Origin of the sequence: Amycolatopsis rifamycinica (assembly GCF_000695625.1) — a bacterium.
Classification (GTDB): domain Bacteria; phylum Actinomycetota; class Actinomycetes; order Mycobacteriales; family Pseudonocardiaceae; genus Amycolatopsis; species Amycolatopsis rifamycinica.
Genome location: NZ_JMQI01000023.1, coordinates 1 through 15,155, shown reverse-complemented (window position 1 = coordinate 15,155; position 15,155 = coordinate 1). Strand labels below are relative to the sequence as shown.

The window sequence follows — 15,155 nt, the reverse complement described above, 5'->3', positions numbered from 1 at the left end:
CCGCCAGCCGATCCGCCAGCGGGCCGTCCTGGTCCAGCTGGGCGACGTACGGGCTGATCCGGACCAGCCCGTCCCGGCATTCGATCACCCGCCGGTAGTAGCGGCGGTGGACGCCGAGCACGCTGAGGGCGTCCCAGCGGCCGAGGGGGGTCCGGCTCAGCGCGTCCTCCGGGAACGCCTCGTGCAACTTCGTCCACAGTGGACGCAGGCGGTGGTACGTGCGCAGGTGCTGCCACCACACGCGGGCCGCCGCCAGGCGGGTCGCCACGCCGGGGTAGGACAGGCCGACGACCAGCAGGATCGCGCTCGGGAACACCATGAACACCGTGGCCTGCACCAGCAGCCAGGGGATCGCCGCGCCCGCCCAGTGGACCAGCACCACCGCGATCAACGTCGCCCCGCCCACCGCGCCGAACGCGAACCCCAGCGAGGCGACCGACAGCCCGCGGGCCAGCCGGGGCGCCGCCCCGCGGGCGTAGCGGCGCGCGAAGAAGCAGGCACTCGCGATGCCGTAGGTCAGGTACAGGTCGGCCGCGAGGTAGAAGATCGACACCCCCGCTCGCGGGTACCGCGCCGGCGGGCCGTCCGGCATCAGCACCGTGACCGTCGCCATCACCAGGATCGCGGCGCCCAGCGGAACGGCTTCCAGCAGGGCCCGGCGCCGGGCCCGGGCGGCCGGGAGGGCCGAGAACAGGAAGAAACACGCCAGGGAGAACACCAGCCCGCACAGGAAGACGTGCTGGAACAGCAGCGGCACGATCCACCCGGGATCCGGCTGGTTGACGTCGCCCGCCAGCAGGCCCAGCGGGTACGCGGCCGCGAAGCAGGCCAGGCAGGCCGTGACCATCCAGCGGGCGACGTCGCGCGGTGCGCGGGTCAGCTGGTAGATCTTCCACAGCAGCGCGGGGAACAGGATGACGCCCTGGACCACGATGAGCGTGATCTTGCTGTTCACAGCCAGCCCAGCCGCTCGTCCAGCGCGGCGTCGATCCGCCGCGCGGCACCCTCGTCCGACGACGGCGGCGCGACCCGGTCGAGGACCGACGCCCACTCCAGGATGATCGTCGCCACCGTCTCGGCCTCCCGCTCGTGGTCGGTGTCGTAGGAGGTGCGCAGCAGGGCCCGCCCGGCCGCCTCCGGGGCCAGGTCCGGAGCCAGCTGGGCGACCAGGGCGTGGTTCTCCGCGGTGGCGCCGTGGCCGGCCAGGATGTGGCCCAGCTCGTGCAGGATGATGTGGCGCTGGTGGGCCTTGCTCGTGTCCCGCTGGTAGATGATGTAGTCGGCCCGGGCGGTGGCGATCCAGGCGCCGAACGGCCCCGGCACCGGGATCCGGTGCGGGAGCAGCCGGATCGGGCGGCCGCGCTGGTGACCGACGCTGCGGCACAGCTCGAGGACGTCGAGCGGCGGCCGGATGCCCAGTTCGTTCAGCAGCCGCCTGCAGCGGCGCCGCAACTCGCGTTCCTTCACCAGCCGCCTTGCCGTCGCCGTCACCCGTTCCGCTCTTTACGGTAGACGACGATCATCGTCCGCTCCGGACCCCGGGGCCGCCGCCGATATTCGGTGGCGCCGCCGGCAAGGGCGGAGTTAGGTCGGTTCCCATGGTGCAGGTGCACGGTTCGTGCGACGAGCGGTTCCAGGACGTCCGTGACGCGCTCGCGGAGTCCCTGGCCAAGGACGACGTCGGTGCTTCCGTCGCCGTCGTCTTCCGTGGTGAACCCGTGGTCGACCTCTGGGGCGGGTACGCCGACGCCCGGCGGACCGTGGCCTGGGAACGGGACACGATCACCAACGTCTGGTCCACCACCAAGACGATGATCGCCTTGTGCGCGTTGATCCTCGCCGATCGGGGGCAGCTCGACCTGGACGCTCCGCTCGTCCGGTACTGGCCGGAGTTCGGGGCCGCGGACGTGCGCGTGCGGCACGTCCTGTCGCACACCGCCGGCCTGCCCGTCTGGGACACGCCGATCACCCTCGACGACCTGTGCGACTCGGCGAAAGTCACCGCGCTGCTGGCCGCGCAGGCACCTCGCTGGACGCCCGGGGAGATCGGCTGTTATCACGCGCTCACGCAAGGGTTCCTGCTCGGCGAGGTCGTCCGCCGGATCACCGGCCGGACGATCGGGGCGTTCTTCGCCACGGAGGTCGCCGGGCCGCTGGGGGCCGACTTCCACATCGGGCTGCCCGACAGCAGGCACCACCGCGTCGCGCCGTCCCTCGCTCCGCCCGGCGGGATGACCGCGCCGCCGCCCACCGAACTGTTCGACGTCACTCCCAATCCCGATCTCGTGCCCGAGAACACCAACACGGCGGCGTGGCGGCGCGCGGAGATCCCTTCGGGCGCCGGCTACGGGAACGCCCGGTCGGTCGCCGCCGTCCAGTCGGTCCTCAGCTCCGGCGGCGCCGGGTTGCTGTCGCGGGTGGGGTGCGAGCGGGCGCTGGAGGAGCAGTACCGGGGTCTCGACCACGCCCTGGGTGTGCCGATGCGGTACGGCATGGGCTACGGCATCAGCGGTCGCAACTGCTTCTGGGGCGGCATGGGCGGTTCGCTGGTGTTCAACGACCTCGACGCCGGCCTGACCGTCGCCTACGTGATGAACCGGATGATGGACGCCATCGTCGGCGACGGCCGGGGCATGACCATGGTGGGCGCGGCCTACAGCGGCTTGGGATGAGGTGGGCCGGCCGCGGCCGGCGCCCACAGGCCGTCCGCGTCGCCCGCCGCCAACCGGCCCCGGTACACGTCGATCTTGCGGTCGATCAGCGTCAGGTTCTCCTGCAGTTCCGCCAGCCTCGCCAGCACGTCGGCGCGGTGTTCCTCCAGCAGCGCCAGGCGCTCCTGCTCGTTGCCGCGGCCGGCGGCGACCAGGTCCGCGTAGCGGCGGATCGTCTTGATCGGCATGCCCGTGGCGCGCAGCTTGGTGCAGATCTTGATCCAGTCCAGGTCGAGCTTCCGGTAGCGGCGCCGGCCGCCGCTCGTGCGGTCGACCCGGGTCACCACCAGGCCGGCGCGTTCGTAGTAGCGCAGCGTGTGCGCGCTGACCCCGGTGCGGCGGGCCGCGTCCGCGATGGTCAGTCCCTCCGCGGGGATCGGGTTGACTTCGAGCACGCTCTACATCCTAGCGTCGGAGGCATGAACGTTCCGACTCCGATCCGGCCGGGCCTGGTGCTGGCGATCTGCTGCGCCAGCATCGTCGTCGTGGTGATGGACATTTCCATCGTCACCGTCGCCCTGCCGTCGATCCGCCGCGACCTGGGCGCCTCCGTCTCCGGCCTGCAGTGGACCGTCGACGCCTACACGCTGGTGCTGGCCGCCTTCCTCGTGCTCGCCGGTTCGGCCGCCGACCGGTTCGGCCGCAAACGCGTCTTCCGGTACGGGCTCGCCCTCTTCGGGCTCGGGTCGCTGCTGTGCAGCCTGGCCCCGGACGTCGGCTGGCTGATCGCGGCCCGCGCGGTGCAGGCCGCCGGCGGCACCATGCTCAACCCGGTCGCGATGGCCATCGTCGCCACCACCTTCCCGGCCCCGGCCGCCCGCGCCCGCGCCATCGGCGTGTTCGGGTCGATGTCCGGCCTGGCGCTGGTGCTCGGGCCGATCCTCGGCGGCGCGCTCGTCGACGGCCTCGGCTGGCGGGCCGTCTTCTGGGTCAACGTCCCGGTCATCGCCGCCGCGCTCGTCGCCACCACCCGGTTCGTGCCCGAGTCGCGCGCGGCGCGGGCCCGCCGCTTCGACCCGGTGGGGCAGGTCCTCGTGCTGCTGGTGCTCGGCAGCGTCGTCACCGCGCTCATCGAGTCGAACCGGCTGGGCTGGACCTCGCCGTGGGTCCTCGGCCTGCTCGCCCTCGCCGGGCTCGGCGTGCTCGGCCTGCTCGCCTGGGAACCGCGCCGCGCCGATCCGCTGCTCGAACTGCGCCTGTTCCGCAGCATCGCGTTCAGCTCGGCGATCCTGATGGCGCTGCTGGCGCTGTGCGGGTTCGGGGTCTTCCTCTTCGTCACCACCCAGTACCTCCAGGAGGTGCGCGGCCTGCCGGCGCTGGCGGCCGGGTTGTGCCTGCTGCCCCTCGGGCTGGTCGTCCTGGTCCTGTCCCCGTGGACGGGACGGCTCGTGGGCACGCACGGCCCGCGGGGGCCCCTGGTCGTCGCCGGGGTGGCCCTGGCGGCGGGCGGCGCCGCGTCGGCCTGGCTCGGCCCGGAGACGCCGTTGCCGGCGGTGCTGGCGACCTTCCTGCTCTTCGGCGTCTTCCTCGGCACGGTCAACCCGCCGATCACCAACACCGCCGTCTCCGGGATGCCGGCTTCGATGACCGGGGTGGCCGCCTCGCTGGCTTCCTCCGGCCGGCAGACCGGCACCACGCTGGGCGTCGCGCTCGCGGGCACGGCGCACGGCGTGTGGTGGCTGGTCGCCGGGCTCGGCGCCGGCCTGTTCGCACTGGCGCTGGCCGGCACCGGACGCCGGGCGGCCGCCACCGCCCGGCAGGCGGCGGCGCTGTTCGACGAGCTCAGCCTCCCGCGACGGACGGGATGATCTGCACCTCGGTGTCCTCGCGCAGCACGGTCGCGGTGCCGCCGCGGTGGCGGCACTCCTCGCCGTCGACGTAGAAGTTGACGTACCGGCGCAGTCCCGCCTGCTCGTCGCGCAGCCGCCGTTCCAGCGCCGGGTACCGCTCGGCGAGCGCGTCGAGCACGGCGCCGAGCGTGGCCGGCTCGGCGACCTCGACGGCCAGCCGCGACTCGCCGCCGGCCTTCTCCCGCAGCGTCCCGGGCAGCAGCACGGTGATCCGCACGGTTCACACCCTCGCGGCGCGGACACTCAGCACGTCGGGCAGGTGCGCCGCGACGAGCTGCCAGCTGTCGCCGTCGTCGCGGCTGGCGTAGACGTCGCCGGTCCGCGAACCGAAGTACACCCCGGCCGGGTCGGCGTCGTCGGTGCACATCGCGTCCCGCATGACGCCGGCCCAGTACCCGTCCGGCAGGCCCGGCCCGAGCGCCTCCCACGACTTGCCGGCGTCCTCGCTGCGGTACACGCGGCAGCGGCCGTCCGGCGGGAACCGCATCGCGTCGGCGACCAGCGGGAAGGTGTAGATCACCTCCGGCCGGTGCGGGTGGACGACCACCGGGAAGCCGAAGTCGCTGGGCAGGCCGTCGGCGATGGACTGCCAGGTCGCGCCCGCGTCGTCGCTGCGGTAGACGCCGTGGTGGACCTGCGCGAAGAGGCGGTCCGGCTCGGCCGGGTGCCGCGCGACCTTGTGCACGCACTGGCCGTACTCGGGGTACGGGTCGGGCACGTGGACCGCTTTGATGCCCGTGTTGCTCGCCTGCCAGGACGCGCCGCCGTCCTCGGTGCGGTAGACGCCGCCGGTGGACATCGCCACGGTGACGCGGGCCGGGTCGCCGGGGTGCGGCAGCACGGTGTGGATGGCTTTGCCGCCGCCTCCGGGCGTCCAGTGCTCGCGGTGCGGGTGGTCCCACAGGCCGCGGACGAGCTCGTAGGTGCGGCCGCCGTCGGTGGAGCGGAACAGGGCCGAGGGTTCGGTGCCGGCGTAGACGACGTCCGGCTCGCTCGCCGGGCCCGGCACGAGCTGCCACGTCCTGGCCAGCGACTCGCCGGTGTCCGCCGGGAAGGCGATCGGCGCGTGGTCGGGTTCGGCCCAGGTCGCGCCCAGGTCGTCGCTGGTGGCCACGCTCGGCCCGAAGTGCTCGCTGGTCACCCCGGCCAGCAGCCGCGGCGTGGCCCGGCGCGTGTCGATGCCGACCGCGTACACCTCCGTCATCGGGTGGTGCGGGCCGGTGACCTCCCAGGAGGCCCGGTCATCCGTGCTGGTCGCCAGCCACAGACCTTTGCGCGTACCGATCGCGAGCAGGACGGCCATCCGGCACCTTCCTCCGGGTTCTTCGGGTGACTCAGGTCACAGGTACTCTGCCGGAAAAATCGTCCCGTGCAAATGTCGAACGCCGGACCGGTGCGTTCGACGTGGGGGTGAAGGCCGGTCACCGCGTCCGGGAACGCACCGGACCCCGGCCGAAGAACAGCAGGGAGCACACCATGCGGTTTCTCATGATGCACCGGGTCGACGAGCACGACCCCCGGTCGTGGAACCCCAGCCCGGAGTTCATGGAGAAGATGGGCGCGTTCATCCAGGAGTCGGCGGAGAAGGACATCCTGATCACGGCGGAGGGCGTCCACCCGACGGAGAAGGGCGCGCTGGTCCGCAAGCCGCGCGGTGCCGCGATCCGCGTGACCGACGGCCCGTTCGCCGAGGCCAAGGAGGTCATCGGCGGGTTCGCGCTGATCAACGCGGCGGACCGGGCGGAGGCCGTCGAGTTCGCCAAGCGGTACGTCGAGCTGTTCGACCAGGAGATCGAGGTGGAGATCCGCCAGGTCGTCGAGTTCGACGAGCTGCCGGCGCAGGGATGACGGCGGCCGGTGGCGCTAGGCCGGCCGGGCAACGACTCTGGGGGAGCGGATGTTCCTGGTCACCGGCGCCACCGGCAACGTCGGCGATGAAGTGGTTTCGGCACTCGCGGCGGCGGGCGCCCCGGTCCGGGCGCTGGTGCGCCGGCCGGATGCCGCCCTGCCGGCCGGGGCGGAGGCCGCGGTGGGCGACCTCGACTCGCCCGCTGGGCTGACCGACGCGCTGAAGGGCGTCGAAGGCGTCTTCCTGCTGTCCGGCTACGAGGACATGCCCGGCATGCTGGCGCGGGCCGCGGAGGCGGGGGTCCGGCGGATCGTGCTGCTGTCCGGCGGTTCGGCCGCGCTGGCGGACCTGGACAACGCGGTGTCCCGCTACATGACGCTGTCCGAGCGGGCGGTGCGGGAGTCGGGCCTGGACTGGACGTTCCTGCGGCCGCGCGCGTTCTCGTCGAACGCCCTGCGCTGGCTGCCGCAGCTGCGCGCGGGCGACACGGTCCGAGTCCGGTTCCCCGACGTGGCGGCGGCGTGCGTCGACCCGGCGGACATCGCGGCGGTGGCGGTGGCGGCGCTCGCGGCCGGCCGAGCAGGTCGCCGTGCTGGCTTCCGTGCTGGGCCGGGACCTGCGGTTCGTGGGGCTGTCGAACGACGAGACGCGGGCGGAGCTCGAGGCCGCCATGCCGGGCGAGTACGTCGACGGGGCCTTGGACGAAGCGACGGTGTACCCGACCGTGGCCGACCGGGCGGCCGGCGCGGACCTTCACCCAGTGGGCCGAGGCCCACGCGGACGCCTTCCGCTGATCGGGTCGGCGGGCGGCGGCCGCCGGCCGGGCACCGGGCCCACGTCGACCGGATCGAGCGCCGCGGCTTCAGAGGGTGAGCACGACCTTGCCCGCCGAGTGTCCCTTGTGGACGTAGTCGATCGCGGCCACGGCGTCGGCGAGCGGGTACGTCCGGTCGATCAGCGGCGTCACCTGCCCGGCTTCGGCCAGTTCGCGCAGCACTTCGAGGTCCGCGCCGCGGACCGCGGAAACGAGGCCCCGCAGCCGGTGCCCGACGAACGGGCTGAGCAGCGCCGCGACGGCGGTCCGCTGGACGCCGCCCAGCCACCGGCCGCCGCCCTCGCCGCCGACGATGACCAGCGTGCCGCCCGGCGTCAGGGCCCGGCGCAGGTGCCTGAGCCCGCGCATGCTCGCCGTGTCCAGGACGAGGTCGTACCGCCGCCCGGTGAAGTCCTCGCGGGTGTAGTCGACGACGTGGTCCGCGCCGAGAGCGCGGACCACGTCCGCCTTTCCGGTGCTGCACACCGCCGTGACTTCGGCGCCGAAGGTCTTGGCCAGCTGCACCGCGAACGACCCGACGCCGCCCGCCGCGCCGATCACCAGCACCGACTGTCCCGGCCGGACGCGGCCGGCGTCGCGCAGGCCCTGCAGGGCGGTGCAGCCGGAGACCGCGGTGGCCGCCGCCTGCTCGAACGAGAGCCGGGCCGGTTTCGGCGCGATCCGAGCCACCTTCGCGACGGCGTACTCGGCGAACGAGCCGGTGCACTCGCCGAACACCTCGTCGCCCGGCCGGACGGTCGTGACGCCGTCGCCGGTTTCTTCGACCGTGCCCGCGAAGTCGAGGCCGCGCACCGGGTTCTTCGGCGCGCGCAGGCCGAAACCCAGCAGGCGCAGCAGGTACGGCTGCCCGGTGACGAGGTGCCACACGCCCGGGTCGACGCCGGCCGCGTGCACGCGCACGAGAACTTCGCCGGGCCCGGGCGCCGGTCTCGCGACGTCGCGCGGTTCGAGCACGGCGGTGGTTCCGTAGTGGTCTTGGACGAGGGCTTTCACGGGGACTCCTCCGGGTAGTGGAACACGTCTTCGAGCGGCACCCCGAACACGTGGGCGATCTGGAACGCCATTTCCAGCGAAGGCGAGTACCGGCCCTGCTCGATGGCGATGACGGTCTGGCGGGTGACGCCGATCCGGGTGGCGAGGTCGGCCTGGGTCATCTGGCCGTGCGCGAACCGGAGGGCGCGGAGCGAGTTGGTGACGCGGGTCGGTTTCACCACGGCTGGAAACCCCGCCGGTAGGCGAAGATCCGGGCGACCGACCCGAGGATCGCCGACAGCGTGAAGGCCAGGTAGACGGCGTTGGCGATCCAGAAGTGCGGTGCCTCGGCCATCGCCAGCAGCAGCGCCGCGACGGCGCCGATGACGACGAACGAGTGGCCGACGTACTCGCCGAACCGCCCGATTTCGCGGTCGCGCTGGTCCTTCGCGCCGTCCTTCGACACCATCGCGGCGAGGATGCTCAGCGCGATCGTCGCGACGATGGACGCGCCGACCGCCCAGAGCAGCGTTGCGACGTAAGGAACTTCGGCCAGCGGTCGCCTGCCGGCCCGGCCGAGGACCAGCACGAGGTACACCGCGTAGCTCACCACCGCGGCGATCCCGAGGATCCAGGCTCTCTTCTCTTCGTGGGTCACTTCGTCAAGGTAAAACAAACCAGACATCATGTCAAAGTTTCTTGACATGAGAAAATTCCCGGCGAGGGTGTCCAAGCGGCGGTCCGCCGTTCGTAGTCACCGCGTACGGCAACCGAGCCACTGGAGGAACCCGTGAAGTACCTGATGCTGATCAACGCCGCTCTCGACGCCGACGGCGAGGCGATGGGCGGCTGCACGCCTGAGGACTGGCAGCTGTTCGACAAGACCATCAAGGACTCGGGGGTCTACGTCTCCGGGGATTCGCTCGCCGACTTCACCACGGCCGCGGTGGTCCGCGTCGACGAGCACGGCGAGCGGGTGGTCACCGACGGGCCGTTCGCCGAGTCCCGCGAGGTGCTGGGCGGCTACTTCGTCGTCGACGTGCCGGACCTCGACGTGGCGCTCGACTGGGCGGCGCGCTGCCCGGGCTCCCGCGGCGGCGGCTCGATCGTGGTCCGGCCGCTGGCCGGCTTCGAAGGCTGACGGCGGTGACGGGGCGGGCGGACGCGGCGGCCGGGGGATCCCGGCTGACCCTCGAGGCGGTGTTCCGGGAGGAGCGCGGGCTGCTGCTGGCCGCGCTCGTCCGCCGGTTCGGCGACCTCGACCTGGCCGAGGAGGTGACGTCGGAGGCGATCGAGGCCGCGCTGGTCCACTGGCCGGCCGAGGGCGTGCCGCCGAAGCCGGGCGCCTGGCTGATGACGACGGCCCGACGCAAGGCGGTCGACCGGCTGCGCCGCGACCAGGCCTACGCGGCCCGGCTCGCGGTGCTGCAGGTCGAGGCCGAGCGCGCGGCGCCCGCCCCGCCGTCCGACGGTGGCCTGCCGGACGAGCGGCTCCAGCTGTTCTTCACCTGCGCCCACCCGGCGCTGCCCGCCGAGGACCGCGCGGCGCTGACGTTGCGCTGCCTGGCCGGGCTGACGACCCCGGAGGTCGCGCGGGCGTTCCTGGTGCCGAGCGCGACGATGGGCAAGCGGATCGTGCGCGCGAAGAACCGCATCCGCACGCTGCGCATCCCGTTCCGGGTACCGGACGCCGGCGAGCTGCCCGGGCGGCTGCCGGGCGTGCTCCAGGTCGTGTACTCGATCTTCACCGAGGGCTACGCGGCGAGTTCGGGCCCGGACCTGCAGCGGCGCGACCTGGCGGAGGAAGCGATCCGCCTGGCCCGCATCCTCCGCCGGCTGCTGCCGGACGAGCGCGAGGTGGCGGGCCTGCTGGCCCTCATGCTGCTGATCCACGCCCGCCGCAACGCCCGCACCGATCCGGACGGCGCCCTGGTGCTCCTCGACGACCAGGACCGCGCCCGGTGGGATCGCCCGATGATCGACGAGGGAGCGGCGCTGGTGGTGGCGGCCCTGACGGGCGGGCCACCGGGCCTGTACGGAGTCCAGGCGGCGATCGCGGCCCTGCACGACGAGGCCGCGGACCTGGCGAGCACGGACTGGCCGCAGATCGTGGCGCTGTACGACGTGCTGCGCGGGCTGGCACCGTCCCCGGTGGTGGAGCTGAACCGCGCGGTGGCGGTGGCGATGAGGGACGGGCCACAAGCGGGATTGGTGCTGCTGGACGGGCTGGTGGGTGACCCGCGGTTGCGGGAGTACGGCCCGTTCGCGGCGGCTCGGGGCGACCTGCTGTCCCGCCTGGACCGTCCCGCCGAAGCGGCCGCGGCCTACCGGGAAGCGCTGGAGCTGGCGGGAACCGAACCGGAGCGCGCCCACCTGCGCCGCCGCCTCGCCGAGCTGTCGTGAAGGGCACCTCGTGGCTCTCGAGTCATGGGGGCCCTCCACGTGTCCGGCCATCCGGAACTGTCGGTGGCCCCCGGTAAGCTGGACACCGGGGGCCGGAGGCCTACGCCGCCCGCAACGCCGCCACGGCCGGCGCGAACATCGTCGCCTTGATCGCCCCCAGCGTTCCGCGGTCCTTCCCCGCCAGTTCCCGGACCCGCTCCTGCGCCGCCTTCACCACTTCCCCCTCGGCCGCGACCTCGTCCACCAACCCGGCCTCCACCGCTTCCGTCCCGCCGAACCGCCGTCCCGTCGTCATCGACGCGATCGCCGCCGACGGTGTGAGCTTCCCCTGGATCAGCGCCGCCATCCCGGGCGTGAACGGGATGTTGATGTCCGCCTCCGGGAAGCAGAAGTAACCGCGGTCCGCGCGCATCACGCGGAAGTCGTGCGCCATCGCCAGCATCGCGCCCGCGCCGAACGCGTGCCCGTTGATCGCCGCGACCGTCGGGACCGGCAGCGTCAGCACCCGGGCGAGCAGCTCCTGCACCTCCGCGACGTACTCCGAAGCCTGGTCACCGTGCGCCGTCAGCCATTCGAGGTCGAGGCCGTTCGAATAGAACTTGCCGCCACCGGTGGTCACCAGCGCGCCTTCGACACCGTCCAAAAAGGAATGCACGCGCTGCAGCCAGTCCGGGGAAAACCGGTTTTCGTCGTCGCCCAGGTCGAGCACGGAAACGGTCACGGTCGGTCCTTCTCTCGAGGGGGCACGGTCAGCACCGCCCGCACCGCGGCGGCCAGCCTGTCCCGCACCAGGGGATCGGTGATGTCACGCCGGAAGAACGCGGTCGGCAGGTCGACGACGCACGTCGTGATCACCTCGACGGCCAGGCCGTCGCCGCGGTCCCACAGCCGGCGGGCGAGCCGGACCAGCAGGGCGACCAGGCGTTTGTCCACCGCGTGCAGCGCGTCCGCCAGCTCGTCGGGCAGTTCGGGCCCGAAGAGCCGGTCGCCCCGGACCTTGAGCAGCATCCGCGCCCCGTCGGGACGCAGCAACGCGAACTCCGCGGGCGTGTCCGCCGCCGCGACCACCGCCTCCACCGGTGAAGGAGCCCGGTCCACGAGCGCGGTCTGCAGGTCCAGGAACTCGGTCGCCGCCCGCAGCCAGACCCGGGCCAGCACCGCGTTCAGCGACCCGAACGCGTGGTAGATCGTCCCGTTCGGGACCCCGGCCGCCGCGGCCAGGCCACGCACGGTCACGTCCGCCGAGGACGCGACGAGCCGCTCGGCGACGTCGAGCAGCGCGTCGAGGTCGTGGACGCGGGGGCGGGGCATGGCGCGACCGTAACAGAACACGTGCTCCAAAACCAGCCGGGGTAGGCTCCCGCCGTGGAGATCTGGATCAATCCGGCGTGCTCGAAGTGCCGGTCCGCGGTGTCGATGCTGGACGAAGCCGGCGCGGAGTACACCGTGCGCCGCTACCTCGAGGACCCGCCAACGGCGGCCGAACTCGAAGCTGTCCTCGAGCGCCTCGGCCTCGAACCGTGGGACATCACGCGCACGGCCGAGCCGATCGCGAAGGAACTCGGCCTCAAGAGCTGGGGCCGCACCGCCCAGGACCGGCCGAAGTGGATCAAGGCGCTGGCCGAGCACCCGAAACTCATCCAGCGTCCGATCATCACGGCCGACGACGGCACCACCGTCGTCGCCCGCGACCCCGAAACCGTGCGCTCGGTCCTCTAGGGAATCGCGTCGCTCTTGGCCAGGAGCGGGACGTCCAGGGGCACTGTCTCCGGGTACTTGATCCCGGCGCCGGTGTTGAGCACGACGACGTCTTCGTCGCCCTCGAGCCACCCCGACTCGCGAAGGTGCCGCAACGCGGCGAAGCACGCTCCGCCTTCCGGGCAGACGAAGGCGCCTTCGCGCTCGGCCAGTTCCCGTTGCGCCGCGAGCAGTTCCTCGTCGGTGACGGCGACAGCGGTGCCGCCGGTCGCGTACACGGCGTCGAGCACGAGGAAGTCGCCCAGCGCCTTCGGCACGGTGATGCCGAAGGCGACCGTCCGCGCGTCCGGGAACGGCGTGCTTTCCCGCTCACCGCGCGAAAACGCCGTGACGATCGGCGCGCACCCGGTGGCCTGCACGGCGACGAGCCGGGGCAGCGGGCCGGAAACCCAGCCCAGCTCCCGCATTTCCAGCAACGCCTTGTAGATCCCGATGATGCCGACGCCGCCGCCGGTGGGGTAGAGGATGACGTCGGGCAGCCGCCAGCCGAACTGCTCGGCGATCTCGTACCCCATCGTCTTCTTGCCCTCGATGCGGTACGGCTCCTTCAGCGTCGAGACGTCCTGCACGCCGGGACGCCGCCCGACCGCCGCGGCGACGAGCTTGCCCGCGTCCCCGATGAGACCGTCCACCCGGTACAGCTCGGCTCCGGCGGCGACGCACTCGCGCATGGTGATCGCCGGCGCGTCGTCCGGCATCGCGACCAGGCTCGACAGTCCCGCGCGCGCCGCGTACAACGCCCACGCCGCGCCGGCGTTGCCGTTCGTCGGCATCGCGATCCCGCGCACGCCGAGCTCGGCCGCCCGCGAGACGCCGACCGCGGCGCCGCGCGCCTTGAACGTGCCGGTCGGCACCAGGCCTTCGTCCTTCATCCACAGGCGCGGCAGCCCCAGCTCGCGGCCGTAGCGCGGCAGCCGCAGCAACGGCGTCATGCCTTCGCCGAGGCTGACGACGTGCTCGGCCGACCGCACCGGCAGCACCTCGTGGTAGCGCCACAGCGTCGGCTCGCGGGAGGCGATCTCCTTCGGCGTCACGGCTTCGCGGACCCCGTCGAGGTCGTAGCGCGCGAGCAGCGGCGCACCCGCCGGGGAGAGGCCCTGGACCGCGTCGGCGTCCAGGCGGTCGCCGGTCCGCGAGCACTCGAGGTGACTGAGAAAGGAGTACGGCACGGCGCCGATCCTAGGTCCTAAAGTGAGCACATGGACGCGCTGCGGGTGTGCCTGTACGTCTTCGCCGGGGTGACGCTCGGCACCTGGCTGGTCTCGGTGCTGACCAGGGAGTACTCCTGGGTCGACCGGATCTGGTCGATCGTGCCGGTGGCCTACGCGGGGATCTTCGCCGGCGCCGCCGGGTTCGCCGACGCGCGGCTCGACGTGATGTTCGCGCTGGTCGCGCTGTGGGGCGCCCGGCTGACGTTCAACTTCGCCCGCAAAGGTGGCTACGCGCCCGGTGGCGAGGACTACCGGTGGGCGGTGCTGCGCGAGCGGATGGCGCCGTGGCAGTTCCAGCTGTTCAACTTCTTCTTCATCTCGCTGTACCAGAACGTGATCCTGCTGCTGATCACGCTGCCCGCGCTGACCGCGCTGGAGCACCCCGGCGGGTTCGGGGCCGCGGACGTCGTCGTCGCGGTGGTCTTCGCCGCCTTCCTGGCCGGCGAGACGGTCGCCGACCAGCAGCAGTGGGCGTTCCACCGCGAGAAGCACGCCGGCCGCGCGCCGACGCGGTTCCTCCAGACCGGGCTGTTCCGCTACTCGCGGCATCCGAACTTCTTCTTCGAGCAGGCCCAGTGGTGGGCGATCGCCGCGTTCGGCGTGGTCGCCGGCGGTCCGCAGTGGACGGTCGTCGGCGCCGTCCTGCTGACGCTGCTGTTCGTGGGCTCGACGCGGTTCACCGAGAGCATCACCCGGTCCCGGTACCCCGAATACGCCGACTACCAGCGGCGGACGTCGGCGGTCGTCCCGTGGCCGGCCCGCGGATGACGGTCGTCGCCGCGCTGCAGCTCGCGACCGGCGTCCCGGTCGAGCGGATCCTGGCGTTCGAGGACGAGATCCGCGGCGCCGACCTGGTGGTGCTGCCGGAGGCGGTTCTCGGCGGGTACCCGCGCGGGGAGCCGTTCGTCGAGTACTTCGGCGCGTCGGTGACCGTGCCCGGCCCCGAGGTCACCGAACTGGCCGGGCTGGCGGCGCGGACCGGGGCCGGCCTGGTGGTCGGCGTCATCGAGCGCGACGGCTCGACGCTGTACAGCACCGTGGTCTTCCTCGACCCGCGGCTCGGCCTGGTCGCCAAGCACCGCAAGCTGGTCCCGACCGCGCGCGAACGCCTGGTGTGGGGCCGCGGCGACGGTTCGACGCTCCCGGTCGTCCCGACGGCCGCGGGCCGGGCCGGCGCGGCGATCTGCTGGGAGAACCACATGCCGCTGCTGCGCGCGGCGATGTACGCCAAAGGCGTCGAGATCTGGTGCGCGCCGACGGCGGACGACCGCGACGTCTGGCAGGCCTCCATGCGCCACATCGCCGACGAGGGCCGGTGTTTCGTGGTCTCGGCGTGCCCGTACGAGGCAGAAGGCGACGACCCGTTCCGCGGCGGCAGCGTGATCGTCGGTCCGCTGGGGGACGTGCTGGCGGGCCCGCTGCGCGACGCGGAGGGCCTGATCACGGCGGAGATCGACCTCGAGCAGATCGTGGCCGCGCGCCACAGCCTCGACGTCTCGGGGCACTACGCGCGGCCGGACGTCTTCTCCCTGACCGTGGACGAGCGGCCCCGGGACGGCGTCACCT

20 protein-coding genes are annotated in these 15,155 nt (G+C 72.9%); 9 read left to right on the top strand and 11 right to left on the bottom strand.

The annotated features are described in order from the left end of the window. A partial coding sequence (locus DV20_RS10875; protein WP_043779018.1) for an MAB_1171c family putative transporter occupies positions 1 to 955 on the bottom strand: 955 nt, incomplete at its 3' end. After that, on the bottom strand, positions 952 to 1,467 hold the full coding sequence (locus DV20_RS10870) for an ImmA/IrrE family metallo-endopeptidase (RefSeq protein ID WP_043779016.1): 516 nt from the start codon (positions 1,465 to 1,467) through the stop codon (positions 952 to 954). The genes DV20_RS10870 and DV20_RS10875, both read right to left, overlap by 4 nt. Positions 1,468 to 1,598: 131 nt before the next feature. On the opposite strand from DV20_RS10870, the gene DV20_RS10865 reads away from it, so the two are divergent. Next, positions 1,599 to 2,672 carry an EstA family serine hydrolase gene (locus DV20_RS10865; protein WP_043779013.1) on the top strand — a complete coding sequence of 358 codons (1,074 nt, stop codon included), beginning with the start codon at positions 1,599 to 1,601 and terminating at the stop codon, positions 2,670 to 2,672. On the opposite strand, the gene DV20_RS10860 is transcribed toward DV20_RS10865, so the two are convergent. Further along, complete coding sequence (locus tag DV20_RS10860; protein ID WP_043779011.1) at positions 2,654 to 3,106, bottom strand: MerR family transcriptional regulator; 453 nt, start codon at positions 3,104 to 3,106, stop codon at positions 2,654 to 2,656. The two genes, DV20_RS10865 and DV20_RS10860, sit on opposite strands and share 19 nt — an antisense overlap. Positions 3,107 to 3,130: 24 nt before the next feature. On the opposite strand from DV20_RS10860, the gene DV20_RS10855 reads away from it, so the two are divergent. Next, a complete protein-coding gene (locus DV20_RS10855) occupies positions 3,131 to 4,519 on the top strand; it encodes an MFS transporter (RefSeq protein ID WP_043779010.1) in 1,389 nt (462 codons plus the stop codon). Here DV20_RS10855 and DV20_RS10850 read toward each other — a convergent pair. Both DV20_RS10850 and DV20_RS10845 read right to left on the bottom strand, forming a co-directional pair. Further along, the gene (locus DV20_RS10850; RefSeq protein ID WP_043779007.1) at positions 4,494 to 4,778 is read right to left on the bottom strand and encodes a ubiquitin-like small modifier protein 1; all 285 of its coding nucleotides are present in this window, start codon (positions 4,776 to 4,778) and stop codon (positions 4,494 to 4,496) included. The two genes, DV20_RS10855 and DV20_RS10850, sit on opposite strands and share 26 nt — an antisense overlap. Positions 4,779 to 4,781: 3 nt before the next feature. Continuing rightward, positions 4,782 to 5,864, bottom strand: coding sequence for a WD40/YVTN/BNR-like repeat-containing protein (locus tag DV20_RS10845; RefSeq protein WP_043779006.1), 1,083 nt, complete (start codon positions 5,862 to 5,864; stop codon positions 4,782 to 4,784). Positions 5,865 to 6,037: 173 nt separating this feature from the next. Between DV20_RS10845 and DV20_RS10840 the strand changes: the two genes are divergently transcribed. Both DV20_RS10840 and DV20_RS10835 read left to right on the top strand, forming a co-directional pair. Then, positions 6,038 to 6,409, top strand: coding sequence for a YciI family protein (locus tag DV20_RS10840; protein ID WP_084093414.1), 372 nt, complete (start codon positions 6,038 to 6,040; stop codon positions 6,407 to 6,409). A gap of 49 nt (positions 6,410 to 6,458) precedes the next feature. Then, positions 6,459 to 7,283 carry an SDR family oxidoreductase gene (locus DV20_RS10835; protein WP_235190784.1) on the top strand — a complete coding sequence of 275 codons (825 nt, stop codon included), beginning with the start codon at positions 6,459 to 6,461 and terminating at the stop codon, positions 7,281 to 7,283. On the opposite strand, the gene DV20_RS10830 is transcribed toward DV20_RS10835, so the two are convergent. The 3 genes from DV20_RS10830 to DV20_RS10820 are packed head-to-tail and all read right to left on the bottom strand — an operon-like array spanning position 7,273 to position 8,905. Further along, positions 7,273 to 8,238 (bottom strand): NAD(P)-dependent alcohol dehydrogenase, encoded by a 966-nt coding sequence (locus DV20_RS10830; RefSeq protein WP_043779002.1) that lies wholly within the window; start codon positions 8,236 to 8,238, stop codon positions 7,273 to 7,275. The genes DV20_RS10835 and DV20_RS10830 overlap by 11 nt on opposite strands. After that, on the bottom strand, positions 8,235 to 8,459 hold the full coding sequence (locus DV20_RS10825) for a helix-turn-helix transcriptional regulator (RefSeq protein ID WP_043779000.1): 225 nt from the start codon (positions 8,457 to 8,459) through the stop codon (positions 8,235 to 8,237). The genes DV20_RS10830 and DV20_RS10825 overlap by 4 nt, the downstream gene beginning before the upstream one ends. Continuing rightward, positions 8,453 to 8,905, bottom strand: a complete 453-nt coding sequence (locus tag DV20_RS10820) for a hypothetical protein (protein ID WP_043778998.1) — start codon at positions 8,903 to 8,905, stop codon at positions 8,453 to 8,455. Before DV20_RS10820 ends, DV20_RS10825 begins: the two co-directional genes overlap by 7 nt. 102 nt (positions 8,906 to 9,007) lie before the next feature. On the opposite strand from DV20_RS10820, the gene DV20_RS10815 reads away from it, so the two are divergent. After that, positions 9,008 to 9,358, top strand: coding sequence for a YciI family protein (locus tag DV20_RS10815; RefSeq protein WP_043778996.1), 351 nt, complete (start codon positions 9,008 to 9,010; stop codon positions 9,356 to 9,358). A gap of 5 nt (positions 9,359 to 9,363) precedes the next feature. Beyond that, positions 9,364 to 10,620, top strand: a complete 1,257-nt coding sequence (locus DV20_RS10810) for an RNA polymerase sigma factor (RefSeq protein WP_043778993.1) — start codon at positions 9,364 to 9,366, stop codon at positions 10,618 to 10,620. A 100-nt stretch (positions 10,621 to 10,720) separates the two neighbouring features. Here DV20_RS10810 and DV20_RS10805 read toward each other — a convergent pair whose 3' ends face one another. Next, a complete protein-coding gene (locus tag DV20_RS10805) occupies positions 10,721 to 11,341 on the bottom strand; it encodes an enoyl-CoA hydratase/isomerase family protein (RefSeq protein WP_043778991.1) in 621 nt (206 codons plus the stop codon). Further along, entirely contained in the window at positions 11,338 to 11,931 is a 594-nt protein-coding gene (locus DV20_RS10800; protein ID WP_043778988.1) for a TetR/AcrR family transcriptional regulator, read from the bottom strand. Before DV20_RS10800 ends, DV20_RS10805 begins: the two co-directional genes overlap by 4 nt. 54 nt (positions 11,932 to 11,985) lie before the next feature. On the opposite strand from DV20_RS10800, the gene DV20_RS10795 reads away from it, so the two are divergent. Continuing rightward, entirely contained in the window at positions 11,986 to 12,339 is a 354-nt protein-coding gene (locus DV20_RS10795) for an arsenate reductase family protein (RefSeq protein WP_043778986.1), read from the top strand. On the opposite strand, the gene DV20_RS10790 is transcribed toward DV20_RS10795, so the two are convergent. Continuing rightward, complete coding sequence (locus DV20_RS10790) at positions 12,336 to 13,547, bottom strand: threonine synthase (RefSeq protein ID WP_043778984.1); 1,212 nt, start codon at positions 13,545 to 13,547, stop codon at positions 12,336 to 12,338. The genes DV20_RS10795 and DV20_RS10790 overlap by 4 nt on opposite strands. Before the next feature lie 30 nt (positions 13,548 to 13,577). Between DV20_RS10790 and DV20_RS10785 the strand changes: the two genes are divergently transcribed. Together DV20_RS10785 and DV20_RS10780 are read left to right on the top strand one after the other, a co-directional pair. Next, on the top strand, positions 13,578 to 14,357 hold the full coding sequence (locus DV20_RS10785) for a DUF1295 domain-containing protein (protein WP_043778982.1): 780 nt from the start codon (positions 13,578 to 13,580) through the stop codon (positions 14,355 to 14,357). Further along, on the top strand, positions 14,339 to 15,155 hold an 817-nt coding region (locus DV20_RS10780; protein ID WP_063607787.1), incomplete at its 3' end, for a carbon-nitrogen hydrolase family protein. The genes DV20_RS10785 and DV20_RS10780, both read left to right, overlap by 19 nt.